The organism is Streptomyces sp. NPDC017056, from assembly GCF_044332485.1.
In the GTDB taxonomy this organism is placed as follows: Bacteria; Actinomycetota; Actinomycetes; order Streptomycetales; family Streptomycetaceae; genus Streptomyces.
This window is the reverse complement of sequence record NZ_JBIRPD010000003.1, coordinates 1-25,314: the sequence shown is the minus strand read 5'-3', so window position 1 is coordinate 25,314 and position 25,314 is coordinate 1. Positions and strand designations below refer to the sequence as shown.

Annotated in this window: 20 protein-coding genes; 9 read left to right on the top strand and 11 right to left on the bottom strand. The window is 71.5% G+C overall.

All coding sequences use genetic code 11. The features are described from left to right. The first annotated feature begins 84 nt into the window (after positions 1-84). On the top strand, positions 85-1,659 hold the full coding sequence (locus tag ACH4OW_RS05785; RefSeq protein WP_398025273.1) for an MFS transporter: 1,575 nt from the start codon (positions 85-87) through the stop codon (positions 1,657-1,659). An 82-nt stretch (positions 1,660-1,741) separates the two neighbouring features. Then, positions 1,742-2,683 carry an aldo/keto reductase gene (locus ACH4OW_RS05780; RefSeq protein WP_398025271.1) on the top strand — a complete coding sequence of 314 codons (942 nt, stop codon included), beginning with the start codon at positions 1,742-1,744 and terminating at the stop codon, positions 2,681-2,683. Positions 2,684-2,778: 95 nt separating this feature from the next. On the opposite strand, the gene ACH4OW_RS05775 is transcribed toward ACH4OW_RS05780, so the two are convergent. From ACH4OW_RS05775 to ACH4OW_RS05765, 3 genes are all read right to left on the bottom strand, one after another. Then, entirely contained in the window at positions 2,779-3,081 is a 303-nt protein-coding gene (locus ACH4OW_RS05775) for a hypothetical protein (protein WP_398025269.1), read from the bottom strand. 61 nt (positions 3,082-3,142) lie between these two features. Continuing rightward, the gene (locus ACH4OW_RS05770) at positions 3,143-3,385 is read right to left on the bottom strand and encodes a DUF397 domain-containing protein (RefSeq protein ID WP_398025267.1); all 243 of its coding nucleotides are present in this window, start codon (positions 3,383-3,385) and stop codon (positions 3,143-3,145) included. Next, positions 3,382-4,230 (bottom strand): helix-turn-helix transcriptional regulator, encoded by an 849-nt coding sequence (locus ACH4OW_RS05765; RefSeq protein WP_360136019.1) that lies wholly within the window; start codon positions 4,228-4,230, stop codon positions 3,382-3,384. The genes ACH4OW_RS05770 and ACH4OW_RS05765 overlap by 4 nt, the downstream gene beginning before the upstream one ends. Positions 4,231-4,431: 201 nt before the next feature. On the opposite strand from ACH4OW_RS05765, the gene ACH4OW_RS05760 reads away from it, so the two are divergent. The 3 genes from ACH4OW_RS05760 to ACH4OW_RS05750 all read left to right on the top strand — a co-directional run bounded on the left by ACH4OW_RS05760 (position 4,432) and on the right by ACH4OW_RS05750 (position 6,520). Beyond that, on the top strand, positions 4,432-5,094 hold the full coding sequence (locus ACH4OW_RS05760) for an ATP-binding protein (RefSeq protein WP_398025265.1): 663 nt from the start codon (positions 4,432-4,434) through the stop codon (positions 5,092-5,094). Beyond that, positions 5,085-5,453: a hypothetical protein gene (locus tag ACH4OW_RS05755; RefSeq protein WP_398025263.1), complete on the top strand. Its 369-nt coding sequence runs from the start codon at positions 5,085-5,087 to the stop codon at positions 5,451-5,453. Before ACH4OW_RS05760 ends, ACH4OW_RS05755 begins: the two co-directional genes overlap by 10 nt. Before the next feature lie 80 nt (positions 5,454-5,533). Continuing rightward, positions 5,534-6,520, top strand: coding sequence for a YDG/SRA domain-containing protein (locus ACH4OW_RS05750; protein WP_398025260.1), 987 nt, complete (start codon positions 5,534-5,536; stop codon positions 6,518-6,520). A 63-nt stretch (positions 6,521-6,583) separates the two neighbouring features. Here the strand turns inward: ACH4OW_RS05750 and ACH4OW_RS05745 are convergent, their stop codons facing one another. The 4 genes from ACH4OW_RS05745 to ACH4OW_RS05730 form a co-directional block, all read right to left on the bottom strand. After that, positions 6,584-7,993 (bottom strand): PrsW family intramembrane metalloprotease, encoded by a 1,410-nt coding sequence (locus ACH4OW_RS05745; RefSeq protein WP_398025258.1) that lies wholly within the window; start codon positions 7,991-7,993, stop codon positions 6,584-6,586. Positions 7,994-8,021: 28 nt separating this feature from the next. Further along, positions 8,022-8,741 carry a tRNA (guanosine(46)-N7)-methyltransferase TrmB gene (trmB, locus tag ACH4OW_RS05740; RefSeq protein ID WP_398025966.1) on the bottom strand — a complete coding sequence of 240 codons (720 nt, stop codon included), beginning with the start codon at positions 8,739-8,741 and terminating at the stop codon, positions 8,022-8,024. 531 nt (positions 8,742-9,272) lie between these two features. Continuing rightward, complete coding sequence (gene lhgO / locus ACH4OW_RS05735) at positions 9,273-10,490, bottom strand: L-2-hydroxyglutarate oxidase (protein ID WP_360136031.1); 1,218 nt, start codon at positions 10,488-10,490, stop codon at positions 9,273-9,275. Between the two features lie 154 nt (positions 10,491-10,644). After that, the gene (locus ACH4OW_RS05730; RefSeq protein ID WP_360136033.1) at positions 10,645-12,108 is read right to left on the bottom strand and encodes an MFS transporter; all 1,464 of its coding nucleotides are present in this window, start codon (positions 12,106-12,108) and stop codon (positions 10,645-10,647) included. Between the two features lie 991 nt (positions 12,109-13,099). On the opposite strand from ACH4OW_RS05730, the gene ACH4OW_RS05725 reads away from it, so the two are divergent. Continuing rightward, on the top strand, positions 13,100-15,184 hold the full coding sequence (locus ACH4OW_RS05725) for an asparagine synthase-related protein (protein ID WP_398025256.1): 2,085 nt from the start codon (positions 13,100-13,102) through the stop codon (positions 15,182-15,184). A gap of 26 nt (positions 15,185-15,210) precedes the next feature. On the opposite strand, the gene ACH4OW_RS05720 is transcribed toward ACH4OW_RS05725, so the two are convergent. Together ACH4OW_RS05720 and ACH4OW_RS05715 are read right to left on the bottom strand one after the other, a co-directional pair. Beyond that, positions 15,211-17,277, bottom strand: coding sequence for a sigma-70 family RNA polymerase sigma factor (locus tag ACH4OW_RS05720; RefSeq protein ID WP_398025254.1), 2,067 nt, complete (start codon positions 17,275-17,277; stop codon positions 15,211-15,213). Between the two features lie 251 nt (positions 17,278-17,528). Next, positions 17,529-18,449, bottom strand: coding sequence for a helix-turn-helix domain-containing protein (locus ACH4OW_RS05715; RefSeq protein WP_360136039.1), 921 nt, complete (start codon positions 18,447-18,449; stop codon positions 17,529-17,531). Between the two features lie 496 nt (positions 18,450-18,945). On the opposite strand from ACH4OW_RS05715, the gene ACH4OW_RS05710 reads away from it, so the two are divergent. Continuing rightward, the gene (locus ACH4OW_RS05710; RefSeq protein ID WP_360136041.1) at positions 18,946-20,319 is read left to right on the top strand and encodes an NAD(P)/FAD-dependent oxidoreductase; all 1,374 of its coding nucleotides are present in this window, start codon (positions 18,946-18,948) and stop codon (positions 20,317-20,319) included. Between the two features lie 446 nt (positions 20,320-20,765). Further along, a complete protein-coding gene (locus ACH4OW_RS05705) occupies positions 20,766-22,532 on the top strand; it encodes a SpoIIE family protein phosphatase (protein WP_360136043.1) in 1,767 nt (588 codons plus the stop codon). Positions 22,533-22,661: 129 nt separating this feature from the next. On the opposite strand, the gene ACH4OW_RS05700 is transcribed toward ACH4OW_RS05705, so the two are convergent. Beyond that, positions 22,662-23,987 carry an MFS transporter gene (locus ACH4OW_RS05700; RefSeq protein WP_398025964.1) on the bottom strand — a complete coding sequence of 442 codons (1,326 nt, stop codon included), beginning with the start codon at positions 23,985-23,987 and terminating at the stop codon, positions 22,662-22,664. Between the two features lie 132 nt (positions 23,988-24,119). On the opposite strand from ACH4OW_RS05700, the gene ACH4OW_RS05695 reads away from it, so the two are divergent. After that, the gene (locus ACH4OW_RS05695; RefSeq protein WP_360136045.1) at positions 24,120-24,680 is read left to right on the top strand and encodes a MarR family transcriptional regulator; all 561 of its coding nucleotides are present in this window, start codon (positions 24,120-24,122) and stop codon (positions 24,678-24,680) included. Positions 24,681-25,005: 325 nt separating this feature from the next. Here the strand turns inward: ACH4OW_RS05695 and ACH4OW_RS05690 are convergent. Next, the coding region (locus ACH4OW_RS05690) for a hypothetical protein (RefSeq protein WP_398025250.1) at positions 25,006-25,314 on the bottom strand (309 nt) is incomplete at its 5' end.

Sequence of the window (25,314 nt, the reverse complement as noted above, 5' to 3'; positions counted from 1 at the left end):
CCTCTGCTTTGCGCGCTGTCCGCCGGGCACTCGGATGGATGTGCCGCCGGGGTGACCGGCCCCGGCCCGGTCCAGGAGGGTGCGATGAGGCCGAACGAAGAGGCGGTGGCGGGGCAGGGTGGCGGAACCGCGACGTCCGGCGGTGGGCGGCCGACTGCCCGTTCGCACGCGTCGGCCTCCGGTTCCAACGCAGACACCTCCGCCACCACCCCCACCACCCCCATCACCACCGACGTCCCCGCCCGCCTCGACCGCCTCCCCTGGTCGCGCTGGCACTGGACGGTGGTCATCGGCCTCGGCACGGTGTGGATCCTCGACGGCCTGGAAGTCACCGTCGTCGGCAACATCGCCGGCCGTCTCTCCGAGCACGGCAGCGGGCTTCCCATCACATCGGCCCAGGTCACCGGCATCGCCGCGGCTCTGTACGTGGCCGGGGCCTGTCTCGGCGCGCTGTTCTTCGGCCGGCTCACCGACCTCTTCGGCCGCAAGAAGCTCTTCCTGATCACGCTGGCCCTCTACCTGGCCGCCACCGCCCTGACCGCGGTCTCCTTCTCCTCATGGTGGTTCTTCCTCTTCCGCTTCCTGACCGGTTTCGGCATCGGCGGTGAGTACGCGGCGATCAACTCCGCCATCGACGAGCTGATCCCGTCCGCCTACCGGGGCCGCGTCGACCTCGTCATCAACGGCAGCTTCTGGCTCGGCGCGATCGGCGGGTCCCTGCTGTCCATCGTGATGCTGAACACCGACCTCTTCCCCGCGAACGTCGGCTGGCGGCTGACCTTCGCGCTCGGTGTCGTCCTCGGCCTGGTCATCCTCCTCGTACGCCGCAACGTGCCCGAGAGCCCACGGTGGCTGTTCATCCACGGACGGGCCGACGAGGCGGACCGGCTCGTCGCCTCCATCGAGAAACAGATCACCGACGAGAAGGGCAAGCCCCTCCCGCAGCCCGAGGGCGAGATCACCATCCACCCCCGGAAGAGCATCGGCTTCATCGAAATCGCCCGTACCGTCTTCTCGCGCTACCGCCGCCGCTCCTTCCTCGGCCTCGCCCTCTTCCTCGGCCAGGCGTTCCTCTACAACGCCGTCACCTTCGGCTTCGGCGCGATCCTCACCTCGTTCTTCGACGTGTCGACATCCGGCACCGGATACTTCTTCGCCGTGATGGCGGCCGGCAACTTCCTCGGCCCGCTCGTCCTCGGCAAGCTCTTCGACACGGTCGGCCGCCGCATCATGATCTCCGGCACCTACCTGCTCTCCGGCGTGCTCCTCTTCGCCACCGCCTGGCTCTTCTCCGCCGGCCACCTGACGGCCACCACGCTCACCGCCTGCTGGTGCGTGGTCCTCTTCTTCGCCTCGGCCGGCGCCAGCAGCGCGTACCTGACGGTCTCGGAGATCTTCCCGATGGAGACCCGGGCCATGGCCATCGCCTTCTTCTACGCGGTCGGTACGGCAGCGGGCGGCATCAGCGGTCCCCTGATCTTCGCCGAACTGACCGGGTCCGGCGCGGTCGCCGACACGGCCCTCGCCTTCTGCATCGGCGCCTCCCTCATGTGCCTGGCCGGCCTGACCGCCGCCTTCCTGGCCGTACGAGCCGAACGCCGCTCCCTCGAATCCATCGCCAGCCCCCTGTCGACAGCCCCCGACACCAAACCCACCTAACCCCTTACATCTGCCTCCCCCTCCCTCCCCACCTCCCTCCCTCCCCGGAATACCCCCCATTCCCCACCAGGTTGGAAAGATCATGACCGCGACACAGCAGCCCCTCGGTTCCCTGTCCGTCTCCCCCCTCTCCCTCGGCGGCAACGTCTTCGGCTGGACCGCGGACGAGCCCCAGTCCTTCGCCGTCCTGGACGCATACGTCGCCTCCGGCGGCAACTTCATCGACACCGCGGACGTCTACTCGGCCTGGGTGCCGGGCAACAAGGGCGGCGAATCCGAAACAATCCTGGGCAACTGGCTCGCCTCCCGCGGCAACCGCGAGGACGTCGTCATCGCCACCAAGGTCGGCGCCCACCCCGAACACAAGGGCCTCGCCCCGGCCACCATCAAGGCCGCCGTCGACGAGTCCCTCACCCGCCTGCGCACCGACTACATCGACCTCTACTACACCCACTACGACGACGAATCCCTCGACGTCTCGGAGTTCCTCCCAGCCCTCGACGAGCTGGTGAAGGCCGGCAAGGTCCGCGAGATCGCCGCCTCCAACATCTCGGCCCAGCGCCTCGAAGCGGCCCTGACCTTCTCCGCCGACGAGAACCTGGCCCGCTACGTCGCGGTGCAGCCGCACTACAACTTGGTTTCCCGTGAAACATACGAAGGCGAGCTGGCCGACACCGCCGCCCGCCACGGCCTCGCCGCCGTCCCGTACTACGCCCTGGCTTCGGGCTTCCTCACCGGCAAGTACCGCCCGGACAGCACCGTGGAAAGCGCCCGCACCGAAAAGGCCGCCCAGTACCTGGCCACCGACCGCGGCCGCAAGGTGCTGGCCGCCCTCGACACGGTGGCCGCCGCCCACCAGGCCGAACACGCGACCGTAGCCCTCGCCTGGCTCGCCGCCCAGCCCACGGTCGTCGCCCCCATCGCCAGCGCCCGCACCGTAGAACAGCTCCCGGCCCTCATGGCCGCATCCGACCTCCACCTCACCAACGACGAACTGGCCCTCCTCAACCAGGCCTCAGCCTGACTACCGGCCCCCACGCCTGACTCCTGGGCCAACGCACAAAGGGCGGGCGCGCACCCCCAGGTACGCGCCCGCCCTTCATTTCCTCTCCCCGCCGACTACTTCCGACGATCGGCAACCGCCCAAGAAGCAGCCGCCACAACCCCCGCCACCGCGAACACCGACGGCCAGGCCCCCACCTTCTTCGCCAACGGATGCGACCCGGCAAACGCCGCCACATAAGCCCCACCCAGCGCCGCCGCAGCCTTCTTACCGGCCTTCCGCTCCCACTCCCGAGCCGCCACAGCCCCCGCCGCCGCCAAAGCCACCCCACCCAACGGCCGCTTCTTAGTCCACCGCGCTACGCCATAACCACCCACAAGCCCAGCAGCAGCAACCAACGAACCCGGCACCCGAGCCATGAGCATTACCTCCACGTTAGAGAAAACTCGATCAGCTCTTCGACCTTACGCCCAGGCTCGCTCAATCATCCGAAATGGGTTGCAGCGACCGGTGCAGGTCGCATCGCTGAACGGCTCGGACGAACTCCTGCCAGGCCGGCTGAGGGAAGCCAAGGACCGGCCCTTCGCAATTTTTTGAATCTCGTACCAGTATGGTGGCATCGGAATGCTTGGAGGCCTCCAAGCATTCTCCGCCTGTACCGTTGCTGTAACTGCTCTTCCGCCACCCGTGAGCGGTGGATATCGGGTAAGGATCGCTGCTCATGGAGAGTACTCCTCCAGTACTTCTTTGATCACGGCGGTTGATCGAGCAGGGCTGGAAGCGATGGCTTGAAGGTTGTCGAAGGCTCTCGTGTACTGGGCTACCTCGTCCGGCGATTCCAGGTAGACGCCATCCGTCAGGCCATCTCGATACACCACATCGGGGTCTTCCTGCTCAGAGAAACCGAGCACGGTGAATGCTCCAGTCGCCGGGTATGTACCCGCGGTGAACGGCAAGACTTGCAAGGTCACGTTCTTCAGCGCCCCTACGTCGAGCATATGACCAAGCTGTTCCCGCATCAGGGCACAGTCACCGACCACGTGCCGAAGTACGCTCTCGTGAACGATGACCCGCAGCTCAGGGGCCTCCGCACCGGTGAGAATCTGCTGCCGAGCCATCCGAACGTTCACTGCGCGACCAAGTGCCTCGGTGGTGTACTGGCTGGATGCCCGGTGTAGCTCAGCGGCATACGCGGCGGTCTGCATCAGTCCGGGCACGAACTCATTCTGGTACTGCCGAAGACTGCAAGCATCTTGCTCAAGGCCAACATATACGGAAAACCAAGGTGGCACGGCCGAGCCGTGGGCGTGCCACCAACCGCGCACCTTCGATTCCTTGGCCAAACGCTTGAGGAATTCGCGCAGTTCGTCGGTGGTCTCGTAGAAGCGACAGAGTGCATCCACGTCCGATGGCTGAACTCGGCCACTGCCAGTCTCCAGGCGGTTTACTTTTGAGCCACTCCAGTCCAGTTGTTGGCCCACCTGCTGGCAGGTGAGCTGATGCGACGCGCGAAGGTTCTTCAACTCGACGGCCAGTCGGCGGCGGCGCGCTGTAGGTGATCCGGGCACGGCAACTCCCCTGTAGTGACGATGGGTCGAGTCTTACGGGCGGGGCCGACGGAGCCAATCACTCGATGGAGCGAATCCCTCTGTGCACATTGCATGCCGGGATGGGCGCCTGTCACTCTCGCACGCAGAGCGACCAACCTCGCTCGGTTGTTGCTGATGGTGATCACTGAGTTGCGCGCTAACGCGAGGGAGCTGGATCTCATGCACTCCTACCACTGCCTGCCACAGCCTGTCTGGTCGAGCGACTTCATCGCGAAGCCTGAAGTGGTTCCTCACCTGAGACGGCTCACCCGTGCTCGCCTGGCAGCATGGGGGCTGGCTGATCTCGAAGACCGAGCTGAACTCTGTGTCAGTGAGCTGATCACCAACGTGATCGATCACGTCGGTTCAGAAACCCCGATCACCCTGACCGTCTCGCTGAGTGCTGCGCAGCTGCGCATTGAGGTGGGAGACTCCCTGAGCGCCGAACTCCCCGCTCTCCGCCCCTTCACGTCCCTCTCTGAAACGGGGCGAGGGCTCAGTCTCGTCGATGCCATGGCTGATCGATGGGGGGTCGTACCCATGTCCACGGGCAAGAGCACATGGTGTGAGCTGTCCGTACTCGCTGCTACGCCACGGCGATGCGCGTGCCGACCGCAGCTCCACAAGGCCGAAGCGCTACTGACTCTCTACGACTGCGTGCCGACAAGCGGTACCGAGTTGAGTGATCGTCTTCGCGTCACGACACGTGAAGAAGCAGCGACCGCACTGATTGCCGATCTTCTCTGGTGGCTCCGTGCCCAAGGCAGTGATCCAGAAAACGTTCTGGACCGGGCTCAAATGCACTGCGAAGCTCAGTTGGGAGGCGTTGCTCAGTGGAACTGACGGATGCGGTGGTCGCGAAGGTCGCCGTGGAGTACGGGTTGGACACCGAAGGGAGCTGTGACGCTCTTGACGTTGAGCTCCTCGTCATGGCGGGGCGATCAGCTGGGCTGTTGGCAGGCGTCGTTCTGCATCCGCTGGTGCCGGCCGATGCCCGGGACGACAGCTTCGTAGTCGCGGTGTGCATGGAACCGAAGGTGGCGGCAGTGTCGTTCCCCGTACACGTACGAGAGGTGATTCCGCCCCACCGCATCAGCGTCCCGAGAGCGCTTCGCTACACCCTCGGGAGGATCGGGCAGATCGCGGATCAGGTTGTGGCAGAACATGCTCGGTGGAGTGGTCGCGTCGCGGAGCCAAGGTAAGGCCGGCGCCGGGATGTGTGGGTGGACACACTGTCGCCCACTTGAGTGCCTTGAACCCTCCCAGTTGACATCATCTGTGGATGGCGAAGGCGAACCCTGCATACTTTGGTCACCCCCCGAACGTCGTTGAGGGACAGCGCTTCCAGCGGCATACGGAGCTGCATGCCGCTGGAGTGCACCGCCGTCCTGGGCTGGGGATCTCCGGCACGGCTAAGGGGGGCGTCGACTCCATCGTTCTCTCGGGTGGCTACATCGATGATGTGTATGGGGATGCAGAGATCATCTATACCGGCGAAGGCGGGCGCGACAGGGACACGGGGTGCCTCGTAGCCGACCAGACCATGGACTCATCTGGGAACGCAGGTCTACTGCTGAATGAGGCGCTCGGGTACCCGGTTCGAGTGGTTCGCGGGTTGGGGATCAAGGGGCGCAAGAGACGTCGCGCGACCGAGGGGTACGAATATCGCGGCCTCTACCGAGTGGCGGATCACTGGATGACCGTAGGGAAGGAAGGCTTCAGGATCTGCCAGTTCCAGTTGCTGAAACTTGGTCCTGGTGAAGAGGCACAGCCACGGCCCGTAGATCCCGTTGAAGGCCAGACAACGAGCCTTGAGGAACAGGTGCGTCGGTTGGTCGCGCGTGAAGAACGTATCCGTGACTCGAAGGTCGTCACAACCGTCAAGAAGATGTATGACAACACGTGTCAGGTCTGCGGGACCCGGTTGGTGGTGTCGCCTGGAGGCAACGCGTACAGCGAGGCCGCACACATCCATGCGCTAGGGAAGCCGCACAACGGTCCCGACCTGGTCGGGAACGTGCTGTGCCTGTGCCCTAACTGTCACGTTCTCTTCGATCGCGGTGCGCTTCAGCTTACTGATGATTTCGACATCATCGATGGCCTCACCCGGAAGTTCGTTCGTGCATTGCATCGGGAGCAGGAACACCAGCTCGGGGTGGAGTACGTGCGCCAGCACAGGGAGCGGTGGGCCAACCGGGAGAAGGAGGCGGAGGCCTTGGAGAGAGCTATGGCCGACGCCCCTGATGGGCAGGCCGAGCTTTCGCTCTGAAGTGCCTTTTACTGCGCCGTAAGGAAGCGAGGACACAGCGGGCATCAGCACCCGCTGGCGAGGCTAGGCGTTGGGTGGTTCGCCGTCCGACGGTCGGGGGCCACTGACACCGGTGTCGTAGTGGGGCGTGGACTGAGTGTGCACTCTTGAGCGCGCCATGCTGCGCGGTGTGTACGGAGGCGAGTACAGCGGTCGGTGCGTCGTGTGCGACGCCTGTAGGAGCGCGGGGTGGGCCACTGGCTTGTGGTGCCACAAGTGGTGGAGGAGGGCTCGTTCCTGGGTGGGGAAGTCGGGGGTGGGGCCGGTGCGGTGGGCTCGGCGGCGGAGGAAGGCCAGGGAGGTCGCTACGGCGGCGTACTCGGTGACGGCGCGGGCTGCGGCGGGGCCGTGGGTGCGGCGGGCGATGGCGCGGGCCACCGAGCGGGTCTTGAGGGAGGAGAGGGAGAGGGGCTCGGTGGGGGAGAGCCAGCCGGTGGTGACGTATGGGGGGAGGTAGGTGCGCAGGGCGAGGAGTTCGCGGTGGCGGGCCCAGACGGCGAGCCAGGTCAGGGCCGTGAAGACGGGGAGCATGAAGAGGCCGTAGACGATGAGGAAGCCGCGGTCGCCGAGGGTGGTGGCGGCGTTCCAGACGGAGTGCAGGAGGACGGCGGTGGCCAGGCCGAGGAAGGGGAGGGCCAGGCGCAGCGGCCGGCGGTGGGGGTAGCTGGTGGCGGCTATGCCGAAGGCGAGGCCGGTGAGCATCGTGAAGAGCGGATGCGCGAACGGCGACATGATGATGCGTACGAAGAAGGTGCCGGCGGTGAGGGAGTCGAGTCCGGAGTGGCCCAGGGACTGGTCCTGGCCGAAGGCGTCGCCGAGGTAGAGAACGTTCTCGGTGAAGGCGAAGCCGGTGGCGGTGATGCCGGCGAGGACGATGCCGTCCGTGATGCCGTCGAAGTTCTGGCGGCGGAAGAGGAAGAGGAGCAGGACGGCGGCGGCCTTGACGGTCTCTTCGATGATCGGGGCGAAGACGGTCGCGCCCCAGGTCTGGGCGTCTTCCGGCGAGAGGGTGGAGAGGTTGTTCTCCAGCCAGGCCGCGGTGTAGCCGTTGGCCAGGATCGCTACGAGGGTGGCGGCGCAGGCGCCCCAGGCGAAGGCGAAGACGAGGTTGCGCCGCGGTTCGGGGTCTATGCGGTCCAGCCAGCAGAAGCCGGCTATGAGGATGGGGACGGGGAAGACGGCGAGGCCGAGGCCGACGAGGAAGCCTTGGGTGCCGGTCTGCTGGCGGACCATGGCCAGGATGATCACGCCGGAGAGGGCGAGGAGGGAGAAGAGGGCGACGGCGCGCGCCGTCTTGCTGTGCCAGAGCGCCGGGCGGCGGCGCGGCGCGTAGTGCTGCCACTGCGCCGCCGCGGGCGACGCGGCGGTGGCGAAGCGCGGGTCGGGCGCGTACGCCGGTTTCGGCGGAAGCGGAGGCGGCTGTGGCGGATTCACCCATCGACCCTAACCACCGCGGGGCGCACTACGCCGGGCGCCGCCGGAAGAGGAGGTCGTGGACGACGTGGCCCTTGTCCAGGCCCTGGCCTTCGAACTTGGTGAAGGGGCGGAAGTCCGGGCGCGGTGCGTAGCCGGAATGCTCGTTTTCGAGCGTGGGCTCGGCGGAGAGGACTTCCAGCATCTGTTCCGCGTACGGCTCCCAGTCGGTCGCGCAGTGGACGAGGGCGCCCGGGGCGAGGCGGGTCGTGACCAGGGAGACGAACTCGGGCTGGATCAGGCGCCGCTTGTGGTGCCGCTTCTTGGGCCATGGGTCGGGGAAGTAGACGCGCAGGCCGGCCAGGGAGCCGGGGGCGAGCATCTCGCGGAGCAGGATGATCGCGTCGCCGTTGGCCACCCGGATGTTGGACAGGCCGTTGCGCTCCGCGAGGCCGAGCAGGTTGCCCTGGCCGGGGGTGTGGACGTCGCAGGCCAGGATGCCGGTGTCCGGGTCGTCCGCGGCCATCTGCGCCGTGGCCTCGCCCATGCCGAAGCCGATCTCCAGGACGACCGGGCGGCCCTCGAAGAGCTCGGCCAGGTCGATCTTGGAGAGGCCGTCGATGTCCAGGCCCCACTTGGGCCACAGGCGTCGCAGCGCGTCGGCCTGGCCGGGGGAGACCCGGCTGCGCCGGGGCTGGAAGGAACGGATCCGCCGCTCGTGGTGCGAACCGGCCGGGTCGGCCGCGGGGCCCGTGCCGTCGGGGAACATCGCCTTGGGGGCGGGGCGGGAGCGTCCCTCGCCGTCGTCAGCCGTGGTCTCGCCGTCGGCCTGCTGGTCGATGCGCTGGCCAGGGCGCTGGTCGATGCGCTGGCCGGGGCGCTGGTCGATGCGCTGGTCGAGAGGCTGCGCGGGGCCCTCGGCGGAACCCTCGGCGGGGTGCTGGGCACCGTCGGGGCCGGATGCGGGGCTGGACGCAGGGCTGGACGCGGGGCCGGGTGCGGGGGTGGCGGGGTTGTCAGACACAGTGGGTCGATTCTACGGGCGGGGGGCGGAGCCGGCGGAGGCGAAGAGGTCGCAGGCGAGGAGGCCGGAGGGAGGGGGCCGGGGGCCGGGGGGAGGCCGGTGGCGAGGAGGCGGGCGAGCCGGAGGTGGCGTCACCGGCGGTGGCCGCTCCGGCTCGGCCCGGTGCCTTCGGCGTCCTTTGCTGCCGCCCGGCTCGCCCCGGCCCGGTGCCTTTGGGGCGCTCTGCCGCCGCCCGGCTCGCCCCGGCGCCTTCGGCCTCCTCTGCCGCCGCCCGGCTCAGCTCGACGCCTCCAGCATCCGCAGTGCCCGCTCGGCTATCTCCCGGCCGATCGGCAGGGAGGCCGTGGCGGCGGGGGACGGGGCGTTGAGGACGTGGACGGCGGATGGGGTTTCGGTGATGAGGAAGTCGTCGGCGAGGGTGCCGTCGGGCAGGACGGCCTGGGCCCGTACGCCGGCGGGGGCGGGGCGCAGGTCCTCTTCGCGGACCGCCGGGAGCAGGCGGCGGACCGCTTCGGTGAAGGCGCGGCGGGAGAGGGAGCGGCGCAGTTCGCCGGTGCCGTAGCGCCAGTGGCGGCGGGCTATGTGCCAGGAGCCGGGGTACGCCAGGGTGGCGGCCAGTTCGGCGGGGCGGAGGGTGCGCCAGTCGTAGCCCTCGCGGGCGAGCGCGGGTACGGCGTTCGGGCCGATGTGGACGGAGCCGTCGATGCCGCGGGTGAGGTGGACGCCGAGGAACGGGAAGGCGGGGTCGGGGACGGGGTAGACCAGGCCGCGGACCAGGGAGGCGCGGGCCGGGGCGAGGGTGTAGTACTCGCCGCGGAACGGGACGATGCGCATGCCCGGCGCGTCACCCGCCAGGCGGGCTATGCGGTCGCAGTGCAGGCCGGCGCAGTTGACCAGGGTGCGGGCGCGGAAGACGGCACCGGAGGACGTACGCACCGCGACGCGGCCGGGGCGGCGGCCGATGGTGGTGACCTCGCTGCCGTACGCGATGCGGGCGCCCGCGTCCGTGGCGAGGGCGGCGTAGCGGCGGGCGACCGCGCCGAAGTCGCAGATCCCGGTCGTGCCGACGTGGATGGCGGCCAGGCCGCTGACCTCCGGCTCGTACGCCGCGAGCTGGGCGGGGCCGAGCTCGCGGACCGGGATGCCGTGCTCGCGGCCGCGCTGGATCAGGCCGTGCAGCCGGGGCAGCTCGGAGCGGTCGGTGGCGACGATCAGTTTGCCGGTGACCTCGTGCGGGATGTCGTGGTCGAGGCAGAACTTGACCATCTCCGCCGAGCCCTGGAGCGCGAAGCGGGCCTTGAGGGAACCGGGCGGGTAGTAGATGCCGCTGTGGATCACGCCGCTGTTGCGGCCGGTCTGATGGCGGGCGGGGCCTGGCTCCTTCTCCAGGACCACCACGCGTGTCCCGGGGGCGGCGCGCGTGATCGCGTACGCCGTCGAGAGCCCGACGATGCCGGCACCGATCACCAGCACATCGCAGTCGTACGCCACCACAGCACCTCCCCTGGAACCAGACGTATCCCATCATGACCGTGACCACTGACAACGGGCCGGGAGTGCGGTGGAAGGGCGATGGCAACAGCCACCGGGTCCCCACCCGTCACGCGCATCTCGCCCGTGCGCATCCCGCCCGTGCGCATCCCGCGCCCTACGCCGGCGCGACGAGCAGCGGGCGAGCGCGTTCGCGCAGCTCCACCACCCGGGGCTCGTCGCCGTACGGCTCCAGGCGGTGCAGGAGGTCGCGTACGTACTCGGTCGTACGGGCCGACGAGATGCGGCCGGCCACCTCGACCGCCCGCGTCCCGGCGGCGCAGGCCGCGTCCAGGTTGCCGGACTCCAGCTCCGCCACCGCCGACACGACCAGCCGCAGCCCGTGCGAGCGGACGAACTCCTCCGTCGGGCGGGACAGCGCCTGCTCCGTGAAGCGGCGCACCTGGCGCGGCAGCCGCAGGTCCCGGTAGCACTCGGCGGCGTCGGCCGCGAAGCGCTCGTAGGAGTAGAAGTCCAGCCAGGACGGGTCGGGGTCGCCCTCTCTGGAGCGCTCCAGCCAGCCTTCGGCGGCCTTGAGCGCCACCTCGCAGGCGCGCGACTCGTTGGCCTTGGCCTGGGCCCGCGCTTCCACCAGGCGGAAGAAGCTCATCGTCCGGGCCGTTGCCAGACCGCGGTTGCGCTCCAGCGCGGCCTGCGCCAGGTCGACGCCCTCGTCGGCGAAGCCGCGGTAGGTCGCCTGGAGGGACATCGAGGCCAGGACGTATCCCCCCAGGGGTACGTCGGCGGCGGCCCTGGCCAGGCGCAGCGCCTGGATGTAGTACCGCTGGGCCGCCTCCTGCTGTCCGGTGTCGAAGGCCATCCAGCCCGCGAGTCTGGTCAGCTCGGAGGTCGCCCCGAACAGTGCCCGGCCCACCTCGTCGCTGTACGAGGCGAGCAGCAGGGGCGCCGCGTCCACCCGCAGGCACTCGGGCACCATCGAGGAGCGCCAGTCACCGCCGCCGTACTTGGAGTCCCAGCGGCGCGCGTCCTCGGCGGCCTCGCGGAGCTTGGTGACGTCGCTGTGGCCCACGTGCAGCGGGACGGTGTCGGCCGCGCCGTCCTTGCCGGCCGCGCCGTTGCCGTCCCGTACGTCCCGCAGGTCAGGTGCTTCGCGCGCGACGGAACTGTCGGCCGGGGATATCAGCCACCGGGAAGCGGGCGTCGCGTACGCGCTCACCGAGAAGGATCCGGCCAGGCTCTGCCAGATGCCCCCGCCGCCGCGCCGTCCGGCCAGGTCGAGGCGGTACAGCTCGGTCGCGGACCGGACGGCGGCGCCGACGTCGCGCGGGAAGGCCAGGCCGACCTCCGGGGCCGGGTCGGCGTCGGCCAGCCCGATCTCGTGGAGCGGCACCGGACGGCCGAGCTTGCCGGCTATCGCGGCCGCGATCAGGTGGGGCGCGGCGCCCTGTGGCACCATGCCCTTCGACACCCACCGGGCGACCGACGTCTTGTCGTAGCGAAGCGTCAACCCGCGCTGCGCCCCGAGGTCGTTGACCCGGCGGGCGAGCCCGGCATTGCTGATCCCCGCGAGGGCGAGAACGGTGCCGAGCTTCTCGTTCGGCCCGCGTATATCTCTTGACATGCGCACCCCTCGACACAGCGACGGCCGCCCCGGTACCCCGGGGCATGCGTCCACCCAGAGTAGTTCGCCGAATCCCTACCGTTAAGGGCCGATGTCCCGGATGGCGGGTTTCCAGTCCAAGCGTCCGCGAGGGGTTTGGCATGTGCTCCGGGTACGTGTTGCCGTGCGCCCGTGTGTGCGCGCTGCCCGGGCCGCTGCGGGAGCGCTTCCATGAAATCTGCGTGGGTCGGCCCGCTGCACTGGATCCAGTGGGCTGGGGGACACCGCCGCCTCATTCCCCGCGGGTGGCGGTCCGGTCCGGGGGGCGAGTCCCGCCTCCCGGGCTGTCGCGTTGTGCCGGACGGGTCGGCCGGTGCGGTCCGGGGAGCGGACGGAGGCTTTCGCGCGGCGGCCCGGCGCTTTCGCGCGGCGGTCCTGCGGGTGATCGGACGTGCGGCCAGGCGGCCCTGGAGGCTGACCGGCCGGGCCCTGCCGCGGGCCGGCCGGTATCGGGCCAACCGGCGGAGGACGCACGGATTTTGGCCGAAAATAGCTGTAAGGCGGTTTGGATTCGGGCCGCCCGGACCCGAACGGCGCGTCGCCTTCACGCCGTCGCGGTGTGCCGCCGCCTCGACGCAGCGCGCATCGGCGCCGGTACGACTGCCCGCCCGTGGACGGCCCGTGGGCGAAGCGCCCTTCATACACCACCACGGCCTCCTTCCGGCAGTGCTCGCGCCGAACGCACCCCGAACTCGCCCTGAACCCGTTGCGGACGAGCGCCGCCCGCCGCGCCCCTACGATCGAACACCCCCGTATACAGGCCCTCTTCGGCGTCTCTTGAATGCCGCTGTCGTGGCAGCATGGTCCGCACAAAAGCTTGGCAATCCGCTGTGCGGGGCGGCGGTCCGGTCCACCCTGCCGACCCTCAGGGGCGCTCCCTGAGGTGGGCGGGCTTCCGCGTCGGCGGACGGACGGGAGTCGCCCGGCGGCGGCGAACAGGGTGGAGGCGGCGATGCGCTGGTTGGTGGGGTGGAGCAGTACCGGCACGGGACCGGCCCCCACCGAGGAGGCCCGCACGGTCCTCCCCGTAGGCGCCCAGCTCCTGTGGGGCGACCCCGACCCGCTGTGGGCGGTCGGCGACTGGCGCCCCGACGAGGTGCGCGTCGTTCAGGCCGACGCGCAGACCCGGCTCGCCGTCTTCGGCGTCTGCGGCGCCACCGACGACCAGTTGCGCGTCGGCCTGTTCGCGGCCCGCGGCGGCGCGCTGCGCCACCTCACGGCCTGGCCCGGCAGCTACACGGCCGTCGTACAGGTCGGCCGGCGGCTGACCGTCACCGGCGACCTGGCGGGCGCCCGGCCCGTCTTCCACACCCCGTGGGCGGGCGGCACGGCGTACGCGACGGCCGCCCTGCCGCTCGCCGACCTCATCGAGGCCAACCTCGACGTGGGGCACCTGGCCGCCCTGCTGGCCTGCCCGGACGCGCCCGAGGCGCTGGGCGCCGGCACGCCCTACGAGGGCGTACGGCGGGTGCCGCCCGGCCACGCGCTCGTCCTGCGCGGCGGCAGCAGCGACATCACCTCGTACGAGCCGGCGTCGTCGCTCGCCGTCGCGGCGCCCCAGCTGCCCCCGGAGCAGGCCGTGGACGGCGTGCGGGACGCGCTGGTGGAGGCCGTGCGGGCGCGGCTGTCCGGCCCCCGGCACGCGCCGGCCCCGGACGGGCTGGGCGGGCTGGACCCGGGCCCGGTGCCGGGTATGGGACCGGCCGAGCGGCGGGCCGCGCGCGGCGCGCCGGTCCCCGGGGTGGGCGCCGACCTCTCGGGGGGCAGCGCCTCCGCCACCCTGGCGCTGCTCGCGGCGGGGCTGCCCGGGGTGCCCGGCACGGTCAACGGGCGCGGCGAGCGCCTGCTGGCCGTCACGTTCAACGACCGTGCCACCCACGGAGGGCAGCCGTACCGCGAGGCCGAGTTGGAGCGGGCCCGCAGCATGGCCGCCAATCCGCGCCTCCGTCACGTGGTCGTGGCGGCGGGCGAGGAGGCCCTCCCGTACGCGGACCTGGAGGGCGGGCCGCTCACGGACGAGCCGGGCCCTTCGCTCGTCACGGCCGGCCGTCACCGCAGGCGCCTCCTGGCGGGCAGCGCCGACCACTTCGTCGGTGCCGGCGCGCGGCAGGTGCTGGACGCGCACCCGGCCCGCCTCGCCGACCTCCTCATGGACCGCCGCAGACGGCATCTGCTGCGGCCCGTCACGGCGTTGGCCAAGGCCGACGGGCCGCTGTCGCAGTCCGCCCTGGTGCCGTTCACGGTCTACCGCGCCGCCCGGAAGCTGGCCCGTACGTCCTACGGGGCAGGCATCTCCGACACGGCGACGCGCCTGAGGGAGCGGCGGTTCACCGACGAGCCGGTGGCGGGCGGCGGGGCGGTGGACGCCTCGCTGGCGGCGCTCTCCTGGTGCCGTCCCGGGCCTGCGGCGCGTTGGCTCACGGGGGAGGCGCTGGCCGAAGTATCGGTTCGTCTCAACGCCGCGGCCTCCCGGTCGCCCGCCGTCGGACGGCCGGGGGAGCGACGGGCGCGCGCCGCGCTGGCCCGCCACGCCGCCGACCACCGGATCTTCGAACAGGCCGTGGAGGTGCGCAACCAACGGCTGCACGCCCCCTTCCTGGACAACCAGGTGGTGCTGGCGTGCCGCGCGCTGCCGGACACGCTCCGCGTGCAACCGGGGGCGCGGGCGTCGGTACTGCGCGCCGTGCTGTCCGGCGCCGGCATCCGCGACCTGCCGCCCGGCTGGGGCGCCACCTCGCACCTCACCCACGCGGCAGCCGTACGGGCCGGCCTGCGCACCTCCATAGGGGACGTGGTCGGCCTCTTCGACACCCCGCTGCTCGCCGACGCGGGCCTGGTGGAGGCCAGGGTCGTACGGAAGGCCCTCAGGGCGGCGGCGGAGGGCGCCGCCCTGCCGCTGGACGGCCTCGCCGAGCTGGTCTCCACCGAACTGTGGCTGCGGCGCCTCCTCGCCCGGCGCGGCACCTGCTGGACGGGCACGGCCGCGCCGCGCCAGCGGGCGGTGGCGGGCGGAGTGGTGCCGCGGCCGAGGCTCTGAGAGGCGCGGGGACGGGAGCGCGCCGCTCAGCGGCAGGTGATCTGCGACTGCGCCCAGTCGCCCAGGAACATCACGGTGTTGGCCGACCCGGGCTCGACGACCAGCCGCAGCGTCTTGTGGCCCGACAGCGGCACGTGCACGGGGACGGCGGGCCGGCCACCGCGCAGCACCGCCGAGCGCCAGAGCCGCTGCCCGTCCGCGTAGACGGAGAAGCGCAGCGCGCCCAGGCCGAGCCCCATGTCGTCCACGCCGGCGAAGGCGTCGTACGCCGTGCACTGCCGGTTCAGGTCGATGGTCACGGACGACGGCGCGTGCACGGTCACCCCGTGCCCGTACCGCTTGCCGCCGATGCGCGGCCCCTGCCGCTGCCACATCCAGCTGCTCCGCGCCGCCCGCACCTCCGGCTTGCTGCCGTCCCCCATGAAGTCGAAGGCCAGTGCGCTGATGCGATACGGGGAAGGGGCGGGCGCCGGCGGGGTGGGCGTCGGCCGTGGGGTGGGCCGGGGCGGGACGGGCGGTCGGGGGGAGTGCGGCGGGCGCGGAGCGGGGCCGGGTGGTGCGGGGGACGACTGCGGTGGCGTCGGGGCCGGTGCGGGCTCCGGGGAGGCCGGTGGGGCGGGCGCCGAGGCCGAGGCCGAGGGCGTGGGCGTCGGGGGCGGCTGCGCGGGCGCGCGCTCCGGCGGATCCGTCGGGGACGGTTGCGGCGCGAACGAGGCCGCGCCGGGCTGCCGGGCCTGCGGCCGGGACTTCGGCTGCGGGTCGCCGGTCAGCGCCAGCGCGAGCGCGGCGCCCGCCACGATCGCCAGCCCGGCGGCGATGCCCACCTTCGCGGGCACCCCGAGTCCCTCGCCGACCGCGGCCCCCGCCCCGCCGGCCCCACTCGCACCCGCGGCAGCCCCGGCCCCACCGGCACCGGCAACCGAACCGGCCCCGCCCGCCGCGGCGGCCGCACCGGCACCCGCGGCAGCGCCGGCGCCGCCGAGCCCCACCACGGCCGCTGCCGCCTTGGCCGCGTACCCGGCGGCGAACCAGCCGACGACCGCGACCGGCAGGACGACGCGGATCCGCTCGTTGACGTCCGCGACCTCCAGGGCCGCCGTACGGCAACGGGCGCAGTCCTCCAGGTGCTTGCGCAGCCCCCGCTCGGCCCGCACCCGCAGTCCGCCGCGCGCGTACGCGCCGAGCCGGTCCGCGTACCGCGCGCAGTCGCCCCCGGCGGTCAGCGTGTGGTTGACGTGCGCCTGGAGGTAAGCCTGCTTGAGTCCCTCGCGGGCGCGGTGGGCCAGTACGGCCGTGGCGTTGGCCGACAGCCCGAGCAGCGGCGCGACCTGGCTCGGCGACTCGTCCTCGATCGTGGTGTGCCACAGCACGGTCTGGTAGCGCTCAGGAAGGCTCCGGAACGCCTGTACGGCCATGGACTGCTCGGCCTCGTGCATGGCGCGCACGTCCGCGCCGAGGTCGAGCGTGTCGTCGGCCGGCGAAGCGCCGGCAGCCGACACCGCGAACACCGCGAAGTCCTCGACCAGTTGTTCGCGCTTGGCGGTCCTGCCCCAGGCGGCGGCGACCCGGCGGACGGTGGTCAGCAGGTAGGCCCGTACGGCGGAGTCGGGCCCCGCCCCGCCGCGTACCGCCTGGAGGGTGCTCGCGAAGACCTCGCCGGTCAGGTCCTCGGCGGTGTGCGCGTCCCGGCAGCAGCTGCGCGCGTAGCGCCGTACGGAGGCGGCGTGCCGGCGGTACAGCTCCTCGTAGGCGCTGTCGTCGCCGCCCCGCATACGGGAGATCAACTCGCCGTCGGAGGGCGGGAGGGCCGGCTGCCCCGCCTCCGGGGCCGGTGTCACGGGTCCCTTGGAGCCCGCGGCCCAGGCGGGCGCTCCCTGCGCTTCGCGCGGCCGGTCGACGCGCTCGCGCTGCTGGGGCACGCTCCGCTCGCCCGCTTCCGGCCGGCAGCCGTCGTCGGCCCGGTCGTGCCGGTCCTGGGAACGGGGCGCGTCGGCACGCCCGAACGGACGTTTCTGCCCGGGTACCTGAGGGGCGTGCCGCTGTGCCGCGCCACTCGTGACGTCGCGCTGGTCGTCCTGCCCGTCAACACCCATCGCCGAGGCCCCCGAACACGCCGTCACTCCGGAACACGGCGCCAGCGTGACACATCACCGTCCCGCGCTTGCACGGTAAGCACACCAACCACTCGTCCGGTGCGAGTTGCCCGTGCGGAGCACTAGCGGTCACCCGTACGGGGAATGCTTCGCCGATGCGTGGCGGCAGGCGGGCACCACGGCAGAAGCGGGACACGGAACCCGGCCCGATGCCGGTCCCGCACCCCGCTCCGCCTCACTTCACCGCACCCTCACCGGGCAGGCCGCGACCGCAGCCCCTCCAGCAGGATTTCCAGCAACCGGGCCGAGGCGGCCTGCTGCTGGGCGGGGTCCGGCAGGGACGGCGCACCCGTGGCGATGACGAGCAGCACGTCGGCGACCGTCACGTCGGCGCGCAGTTCGCCCGCCGAGCGCGCACGCTCGACGAGCTGCCCGACGACCTCCAGCAGCGCCTGGGTGCCGCCGTCGACGGCGGGCTCACCCGTCGCCTCCAGCGGGCCGGCCGCGCGGGCGGGCGTCCCGTTCGGTATGCCGCTCGCGACGCCGTTCGGCACCGTCGGCAGCGCGTCCGAGGACTCCGCCTCGGGTGCGCCGCGCTGGGCCACTACGCGGAACTCCGCCGGCACGTCGGACGTCAGGCCGTCCGCGCCGTACGCCTGCCGCTGCTGCGGCACCCGCGCCTCGCCGGCCTCGGAGGCGCCGGACGCGCCGCCCGGGGCCCCCGGGACGCCGGACGTGTCGGCGCTGACCCGCAGGATGCTCGGCGGCAGCAGCCGCCCGGCGCCCGAGGCGACCGAGGTCCGCAGGAAGCGCGACAGCGCCGACCACGGGTCGTCCTCCTGGCCGAGCGCCGTACGCGCTTGATCGGTCAGCCTGGCGGTCTCCTCCTCGGCTATTCGCCTGACCAGCACGTCCTTGCTGGGAAAGCGCCGGTAGACCGTCCCTACGCCGACCCGCGCCCGCCGTGCCACGTCCTCCATGGGCGCGCCGTACCCCAGCTCGCCGAAGACCTCGCGCGCCGCGCGCAGCACGTGTTCGAGGTTGCGCTGCGCGTCCACCCGCAGCGGTGTGCTCCGGCCTGCGCCGGAATGAGTGTTGCCGTTCCCCCTGCCCTCTGCGCCAGGTGAAGCGGCGGCTACGGCAGTCGGCCAATGAGAGCCCTGAATGTGCATAGATATCCCCCGGTAATGACGTCTCCCCCCGGAGACTCCCCGCCCTGACTGCTGGGGTGTAACGACGTGTCGACGCGAGGCTGCACCCCAACGAGGTACGAACATAGTTGAGCCCAGGTCAAGAATGAAGAGGGCAGTTCCGCACAGTCCGTGCCCCGATCGGAGTACGGGCCCGATCCGCCCCGATTCCGTATCCGCCGGCCCTTGCGCGCCCGCCACCTGACCTGCGCTCCTGCGGCCCGCCACGCGGAGTCCCGGCGTCCGGACCGGCGTCCGGTACCGGTCGTACATTTCGCCGGGCCTGTGGACAAAGCCGTGTTGCCGGTGCGTCATGGAACGGAGCTGTGTCTTCCCGGGGGCGCAGTGCCGGGTGGTGCCGTGCCCGTCGCCGAGCGCCACCCGTACCGCGTTGCCGCGCGCCGTTTCGGCCGGCACCGTGTCGGACCGCGCCGCGCTGGGAAGGGTCGAACTGTTCGACGTCGCGAGGAGAACCTCTGTGAAGCAACGGGCGCGCATTCTCATTGTCGGCGGTGGCTACGTGGGGATGTACACGGCCCTGCGCCTCCAGCGGGAGCTGAAACAGGAGCTGCGGCGGGCCGCCGTCGAAATCGTCGTGGTGGACCCCGAGCCGTACATGACCTACCAGCCGTTCCTCCCGGAGGCCGCGGCCGGCTCCATCTCGCCACGGCACGTCGTCGTACCGCTGCGCCGGGTGCTGCCGCACTGCAAGGTCGTCATCGGCGAGGTCACCGCGCTCGACCACGAGGGACGCACGGCCACGATCGAGACGCCGGCCACCAGGGAAGCCGGCACCGGCAGCCTCGAACTCCCCTACGACGAACTGGTGCTGGCGCCCGGCTCGGTCTCGCGGACCCTCCCGGTGCCCGGCCTCGCCGAGGCGGGCATCGGCTTCAAGACCGTCGAGGAAGCCATCGGCCTGCGCAACCACGTGCTGGAACAGCTCGACATCGCCTCCTCCACCCGCGACCCGGCGCTCCGCGACGCCGCCCTGACCTTCGTGTTCGTCGGCGGCGGCTACGCGGGCGTGGAAGCCCTCGCGGAACTGGAGGACATGGCGCGCTACGCCTCGCGCTACTACCACAACGTCGAGCCAGGGGACATGAAGTGGATCCTGGTCGAGGCGACCGGCCGCATCCTGCCCGAGGTGGGCGCGGAGATGGGCCAGTACGCGGTACGCGAGCTGCGCGCACGCAACATCGACGTTCGGCTGGACACGCGGCTGGAGTCGTGCGGGGAACGGGTCGCCGTCCTGAGTGACGGCTCGCGCTTCCCGGCCCGCACCCTGGTGTGGACCGCCGGCGTCAAGCCGCACCCCATCGTCGCGGCGTCCGGCCTGCCGCTCACCGCACGCGGCCGCCTCAAGTGCACGGCCGCCCTACAGGTCGACGGGGCCGGGCACGCCTGGTCGGCGGGGGACGCGGCCGCGGTGCCCGACCTGACGGCCGAGGAGCCGGCGAAGCCCGACGAGCCGCGCAAGGAGTGCGCGCCCAACGCCCAGCACGCGGTGCGCCAGGCCAGGGTGCTCGCCCGGAACGTCGCGGCGTCGCTGCGCGGCGGGCCCGTCGTGGACTACGCGCACAAGTACGCGGGGTCGGTGGCCTCGCTCGGGCTCCACAAGGGCGTCGCGCACGTGTACGGGCGCAAGGTGAAGGGCTACCCGGCGTGGCTCATGCACCGCGTGTACCACCTGAGCCGGGTGCCGACCTTCAACCGCAAGGCGCGGGTGCTCGCCGAGTGGACGCTCGCCGGTCTGTTCAAGCGCGAAATCGTTTCGCTCGGCTCGCTGGAGCACCCGCGCGCCGAGTTCGAGCTCGCCGCGGGCACCGGCCGCCACAACGAGACGAGCTGACGCCCCGTCGTACGCCGTCGGATCGTACGACTGCCGGGCCCCCGCTACCGGGGCCACCCGTAGGCGTACGTTCCGGCCGGCGGCGGCCCGCCCGTCAAGCCGGACGGTGGCCTGCCACAACGCCGTGCCGAAGGCCGTACCGCGGCCACGCGGGCACGCGCGTACCGGAGTCAGGAACTCCACCTCGCTGCTCCGGCGTCTGACGGATGTCAGTCCGGTCGGCCACACTGGACGTGTGACCATGGGTGGGCTCGTATCTGCAAAGAGTGACAATCACGAGGATTCTGGACGTTTGCTGCAATCCGCCAGAGGGCGCCGAGCGTGCCCCCAGCCGACACCGCTCCCCGCGTCCGCCACGCCGGGGCCCTCCCGGCGCGGCCGCGGACGCTCCCCCCGAACCGACGGCCCGATCCCGCGCGACGACGCGAAGTAAGAGGTACCCCTCCGTGAACTTCACGCGCTGGAGCGCCCGTCTCCCCGGCACACAGCGGCGGGGCGCCGCCAGGACCGACCCGGCCGCCGCGCCCGTGCCGGCCGTGTCGTCCTCCCAGCCTTCCGGCGGCCCGCCGGGCCCAGGCCCGGTCCCCGCCGCCCGCGCCGAACACCCCGAAGCGGGCGCCGCCGACGACCGCGCGGCCGCCGGCCCCGGCCGCACGCCCAGCGTCGACGCGCTCTCCGTCCACGACATCCTCGGCAAGGTCCCGGCGCTGGTGGCGGTCGTGTACGGACCCGAGCACCGCATCGCGTACGTCAACGGCGCGTACGCCACCGTCTTCGGCCCCCGCCCGCCCGGCGCCACCGCGCGCGAGGCGCTGCCCGAGCTGGACGCGCTCGGCCTGCTGCCGCTGATGGACCAGGTCCTGCGCAGCGGCCGGCCCCGTACGGTCAAGTCCCGCCGGGTGCCCGGCGGCGCCGGCGCCGACCAGTCCCGCGACGGGTACTACACGTTCACCTGCACCCCCATCGAGGTCGCCGCCAGCGGCCCGGCCCCCGACCCCGAAGTCGCCTGCGTGGCGCCGCACCGCGGCGTCCTCGTCTTCGGCGCCGACGTCACGGACCAGGTGGAATCGACCGAACGGCTGCGCGCCAGCGAGGCACGCCAGCGCGCCGCCGCCGTGACCCTCCAGCGGTCCCTGCTGCCGCAGGAGCTGGAACAGCCCGACGACCTGCGGGTCGCCGCGACGTACCAGCCGGGCGGCACGGACGCCGCGGTCGGCGGCGACTGGTACGACGTCATCACCCTCGGCGCCGGCCGCACGGCCCTGGTCATCGGCGACGTCATGGGCCGGGGCGTACGGGCCGCCGCCGTCATGGGACAGCTGCGGACCGCCGTCCGCGCCTACGCCCGGCTCGACCTGCCGCCCCACGAGGTGCTCCAACTGCTCGACGGACTGGCCGCCGAGATCGACGCCAGCCAGATCGCGACCTGCGTCTACGCGGTCCACGACCCCAACGAGGGCCGCCTGGTCTACGCCTCCGCCGGACACCTGCCCATCCTGGTGCGCGACGCCGACGGAACGGTCCACCGCGCCGCCGAGCCCACCGGCCCGCCGCTGGGCACCGGCGGCTGGCTGCACACCTCCGGCAGCGTCCCGCTGGGGCCGGGTTCGAGCGCCGTCCTCTATACGGACGGTCTGGTCGAGCGCCGCGACAAGGACATCGACCACGGCGTGGAGGCCCTGGAACGAGCCTTCGCCGGCGCGACCGGAGCCCCGGACATCATCTGCGACCGGCTGCTGCGCGCCCTCGGCATCTCCACCGACCACGACGACGACGTGGCCGTCCTGGTCCTCCAGCACCCGGCCCGCACGGGCCACGACGCCGAGCTGTTCCACAACGCCGCCCTCGAACTGCACGGCGGTACGGAAGCGGCGCCCCGCGCCCGCGCCTTCGCCTCCGGGGTGCTCGCCTCCTGGCGCTTCTCCCCCGAGCTGCACGACCTCGGCGTCCTGGCGGCCAGCGAACTGGTCGCCAACTCGCTCCAGCACGGCACGCCCCCGATGCGGCTGCGGCTGCGCCGTACGGACCGCCGGCTGATCGTCGAGGTGACGGACGGCGACGACCACCTGCCGCGGCGGCGCCGGGCCGAGCCCGGCGACGAGGCGGGCCGCGGCATCTCGATCATCGCGACGATCGCCTCGGCCTGGGGCTCCCGGCGGACACCGGGCGGCGGCAAGGCCGTCTGGTGCGAGTTCGCGCTGCCGCGCGAGTGATCCCGTGCCGTATATGAGACAGGCCGTATATGCCGTACTGAGGCCGGGCCGCACATGAGGACGAGGCCGCCGGATCGGCCCGGCGGCCTCGCTCACCTGTTTACGGGGACGTGTCCACGAGGGCGGACGTCACGCCACCGCCGTAACGGATTCCCGCCGCGGCACCGCGGACACGTCGGCGTCCGCCACAGCCGCCTCCGGGGCCGCCGGCGCGAACACCCGGACGTGCGGGTTGTCCTGCGCCGGGCTCAGCATCCGCCCCAGCCGCAGCGCCAGCACGCTGATGCCGACGGCACAGAGCACCAGCATCCCGATGTACGGGGCGGACAGCCCGAAGCCCACCATGAAGGCGCCCACCGGCGGGCCGACCGCCAGCGCGATCTGCTTCACCAGGGCGAAAACCGAGTTGTACAGACCGACCAGGGAAGCGGGTGCCAGGTCGGCCACCAGCGGTGCCATCGTCGGAGAGAGCATCGACTCCCCTATACCGAACAGGGCGTAGGTCGAGATCAGCAAAGTGGTGGCGATCGCGTGCGCACCGTGCACCAGGCCCGACAGCCCCGCCGCCAGCCACGCGACGGTCCAGATCAGCCCGACCACGGCCATCACCCGGCTGCGCCGCCGCCGCTCGACCAGTTTCAGCACCACGAACTGGGCCACCACGATCGCCGCCGTGTTGGCGGCCAGCGCGATACCGAGCGTGGACGGCGCGATGCGCGTCACCTCGGTGGCGTACGCCGCGAGCCCCGACTCGAACTGGCCGTAGCAGGCGAAGAACAGCACGAAGCCCAGCAGGCACAGCCACATCATGCGGCGGTCGGTGAACAGCGAGCCCAGCGCGCCCTTGGCGCGGGCCTCGCCCGGCACCGCGTCCTCGACCCGCGGCGCACGGGGCAGCCGTACGGTCGCGATGGCCGCGCCCAGCACCAGGAACATCACGGCCTCGATCGCGAAGAGCCGGACGAAGCTGCCGGCCGCCGTCTCGTCGACGAGCAGGCCGCCGATCAGCCCGCCGATGCCCAGGCCCAGGTTGTTCAGGAAGAACTGGGTGGCGAACGCCCGCGAGCGGGTGACCGCCGTCGAGCACCAGACGATCATCGTCGCCAGGGCCGGCTGGATCACCGCGATACCGGCGCCGAGCACCACGCCGGACAGGACGACCAGGGGACCGGTGGTGGACAGGCCCAGCCCGAGCGACCCGGCGGCAGCGGTGACGGCACCCACGACGGCGACCGGCAGCGGACCCCGCCGGTCGATCGCCCAGCCGGTGAACGGCAGCACGAGGAGCGCGGCGACGGCCAGCATCATCAGCACGAGACCGGCCGTGCCCGCGCCCAGATCCCGCACCTTCGCCACATAGACGTAGAGATACGGAACCGTGAAGCCGTTGCCGAACGCGCTCAGCGCGTTGCCCAGCTGGATCCGGCGCAGCGCGGCGCCCATCGCGGTGGTCACACTCACCTACCTAGGTCAGATCGAAGGGGACTAGACAGTCACACCCTGAAGAGTTCAACACTAAAGTTCGAAGCTAAAGAGTACATGCCGAAGGACTTCAGTGCCAATGAGTCTCGTGCCATACTTCCCGGCATGCCAGAGCCCTCAGATGCGGCCCACAGCTCCGCCGAGCCGAGCCTCGAGGAACAGATCGCGGCTTACCAGCGAGAGTTCCAAGACCTCGATCCGCAGGTGGAGCAGGTCGTCTCCGCACTGCAGCGCCTCAACCGCCGGATGAACGTCGCCTACGGGCGGCAGACCGCCACCCTGAACATGAGCAACGCGGAGTGGGAGGTGTTGAAGGCCCTGGTCGTCGCGGGCGCGCCCTATCAAATGGGCCCCGGCGAACTGGCCAAGCGCCTCGGCCTTACCCCCGCCGCCATGACCCACCGCATCGACCGGATGGCGAGCGAGGGCCTGGTGACGCGGGAGCGCGACGAGGCCAACCGCGTTCGCGTCATCGTGGAGCTGACCCAGGAGGGGCGCGAGAAGTGGGTCGAGGCGATGCGGATGGCCTCGGTCTTCGAGGAGGAGCTGCTCCAGGACCTCTCTCCCGAGGAGCGCGGTTCGCTCGGGGAGATGCTGACCCGCCTGCTGTGCCGGGTCGAGGACGCCCAGCCGGACGCGGACGGCCGGCTCACCGACCTCGACTGACGGGCCTCCGGGGTCTCGGCTGACGGGGCCTCCGGCGGGAGATAACCGCTTGACCGGCGGTGGTTGACATGGCTTCCGCCCGTACGTAGTGTTCTCCGAGTTGCCACGGAGCCGTAACGGTTCTGCGGCGGCCCCTCGCGCCGCACCGGCGGCACAACCACTACTGCACGACTCCCGAACGGGAAAATTTCGGCATGCCGGAATTCGAACCGCCGACTCGATTATGAGTCACCGGGCGAAAGCGCTAAAGTAGTGATCACGCCGGAAGGCGCGAACAACCCCCTCCGACGGGGAATCGGATTCGAATTCGAACCGACAGCTTCCTTCACCGGAAGCCCGGAACGAAAAACGGATATGATAGAGTCGGAAAGGCCGAAAAGCGAAAGCCGGACGGCCACCCCGCTCCAACAGGGAGCCGGAAACGGAAAGCAGAAACGCCGAACGGATCTGGTAAGGTTGGAACCGCGAAGAAGCCGAAAAGCCGAAACGCACCGGCGAAAATCAGGACCGCGAGGATCTGATAGAGTCGGAAACGCAAGACCGAAGGGAAGCGCCCGGAGAGCCTGGTGAAACAGGCACAAAGGAAGCGTCCGTTCCTTGAGAACTCAACAGCGTGCCAAAAGTCAACGCCAGA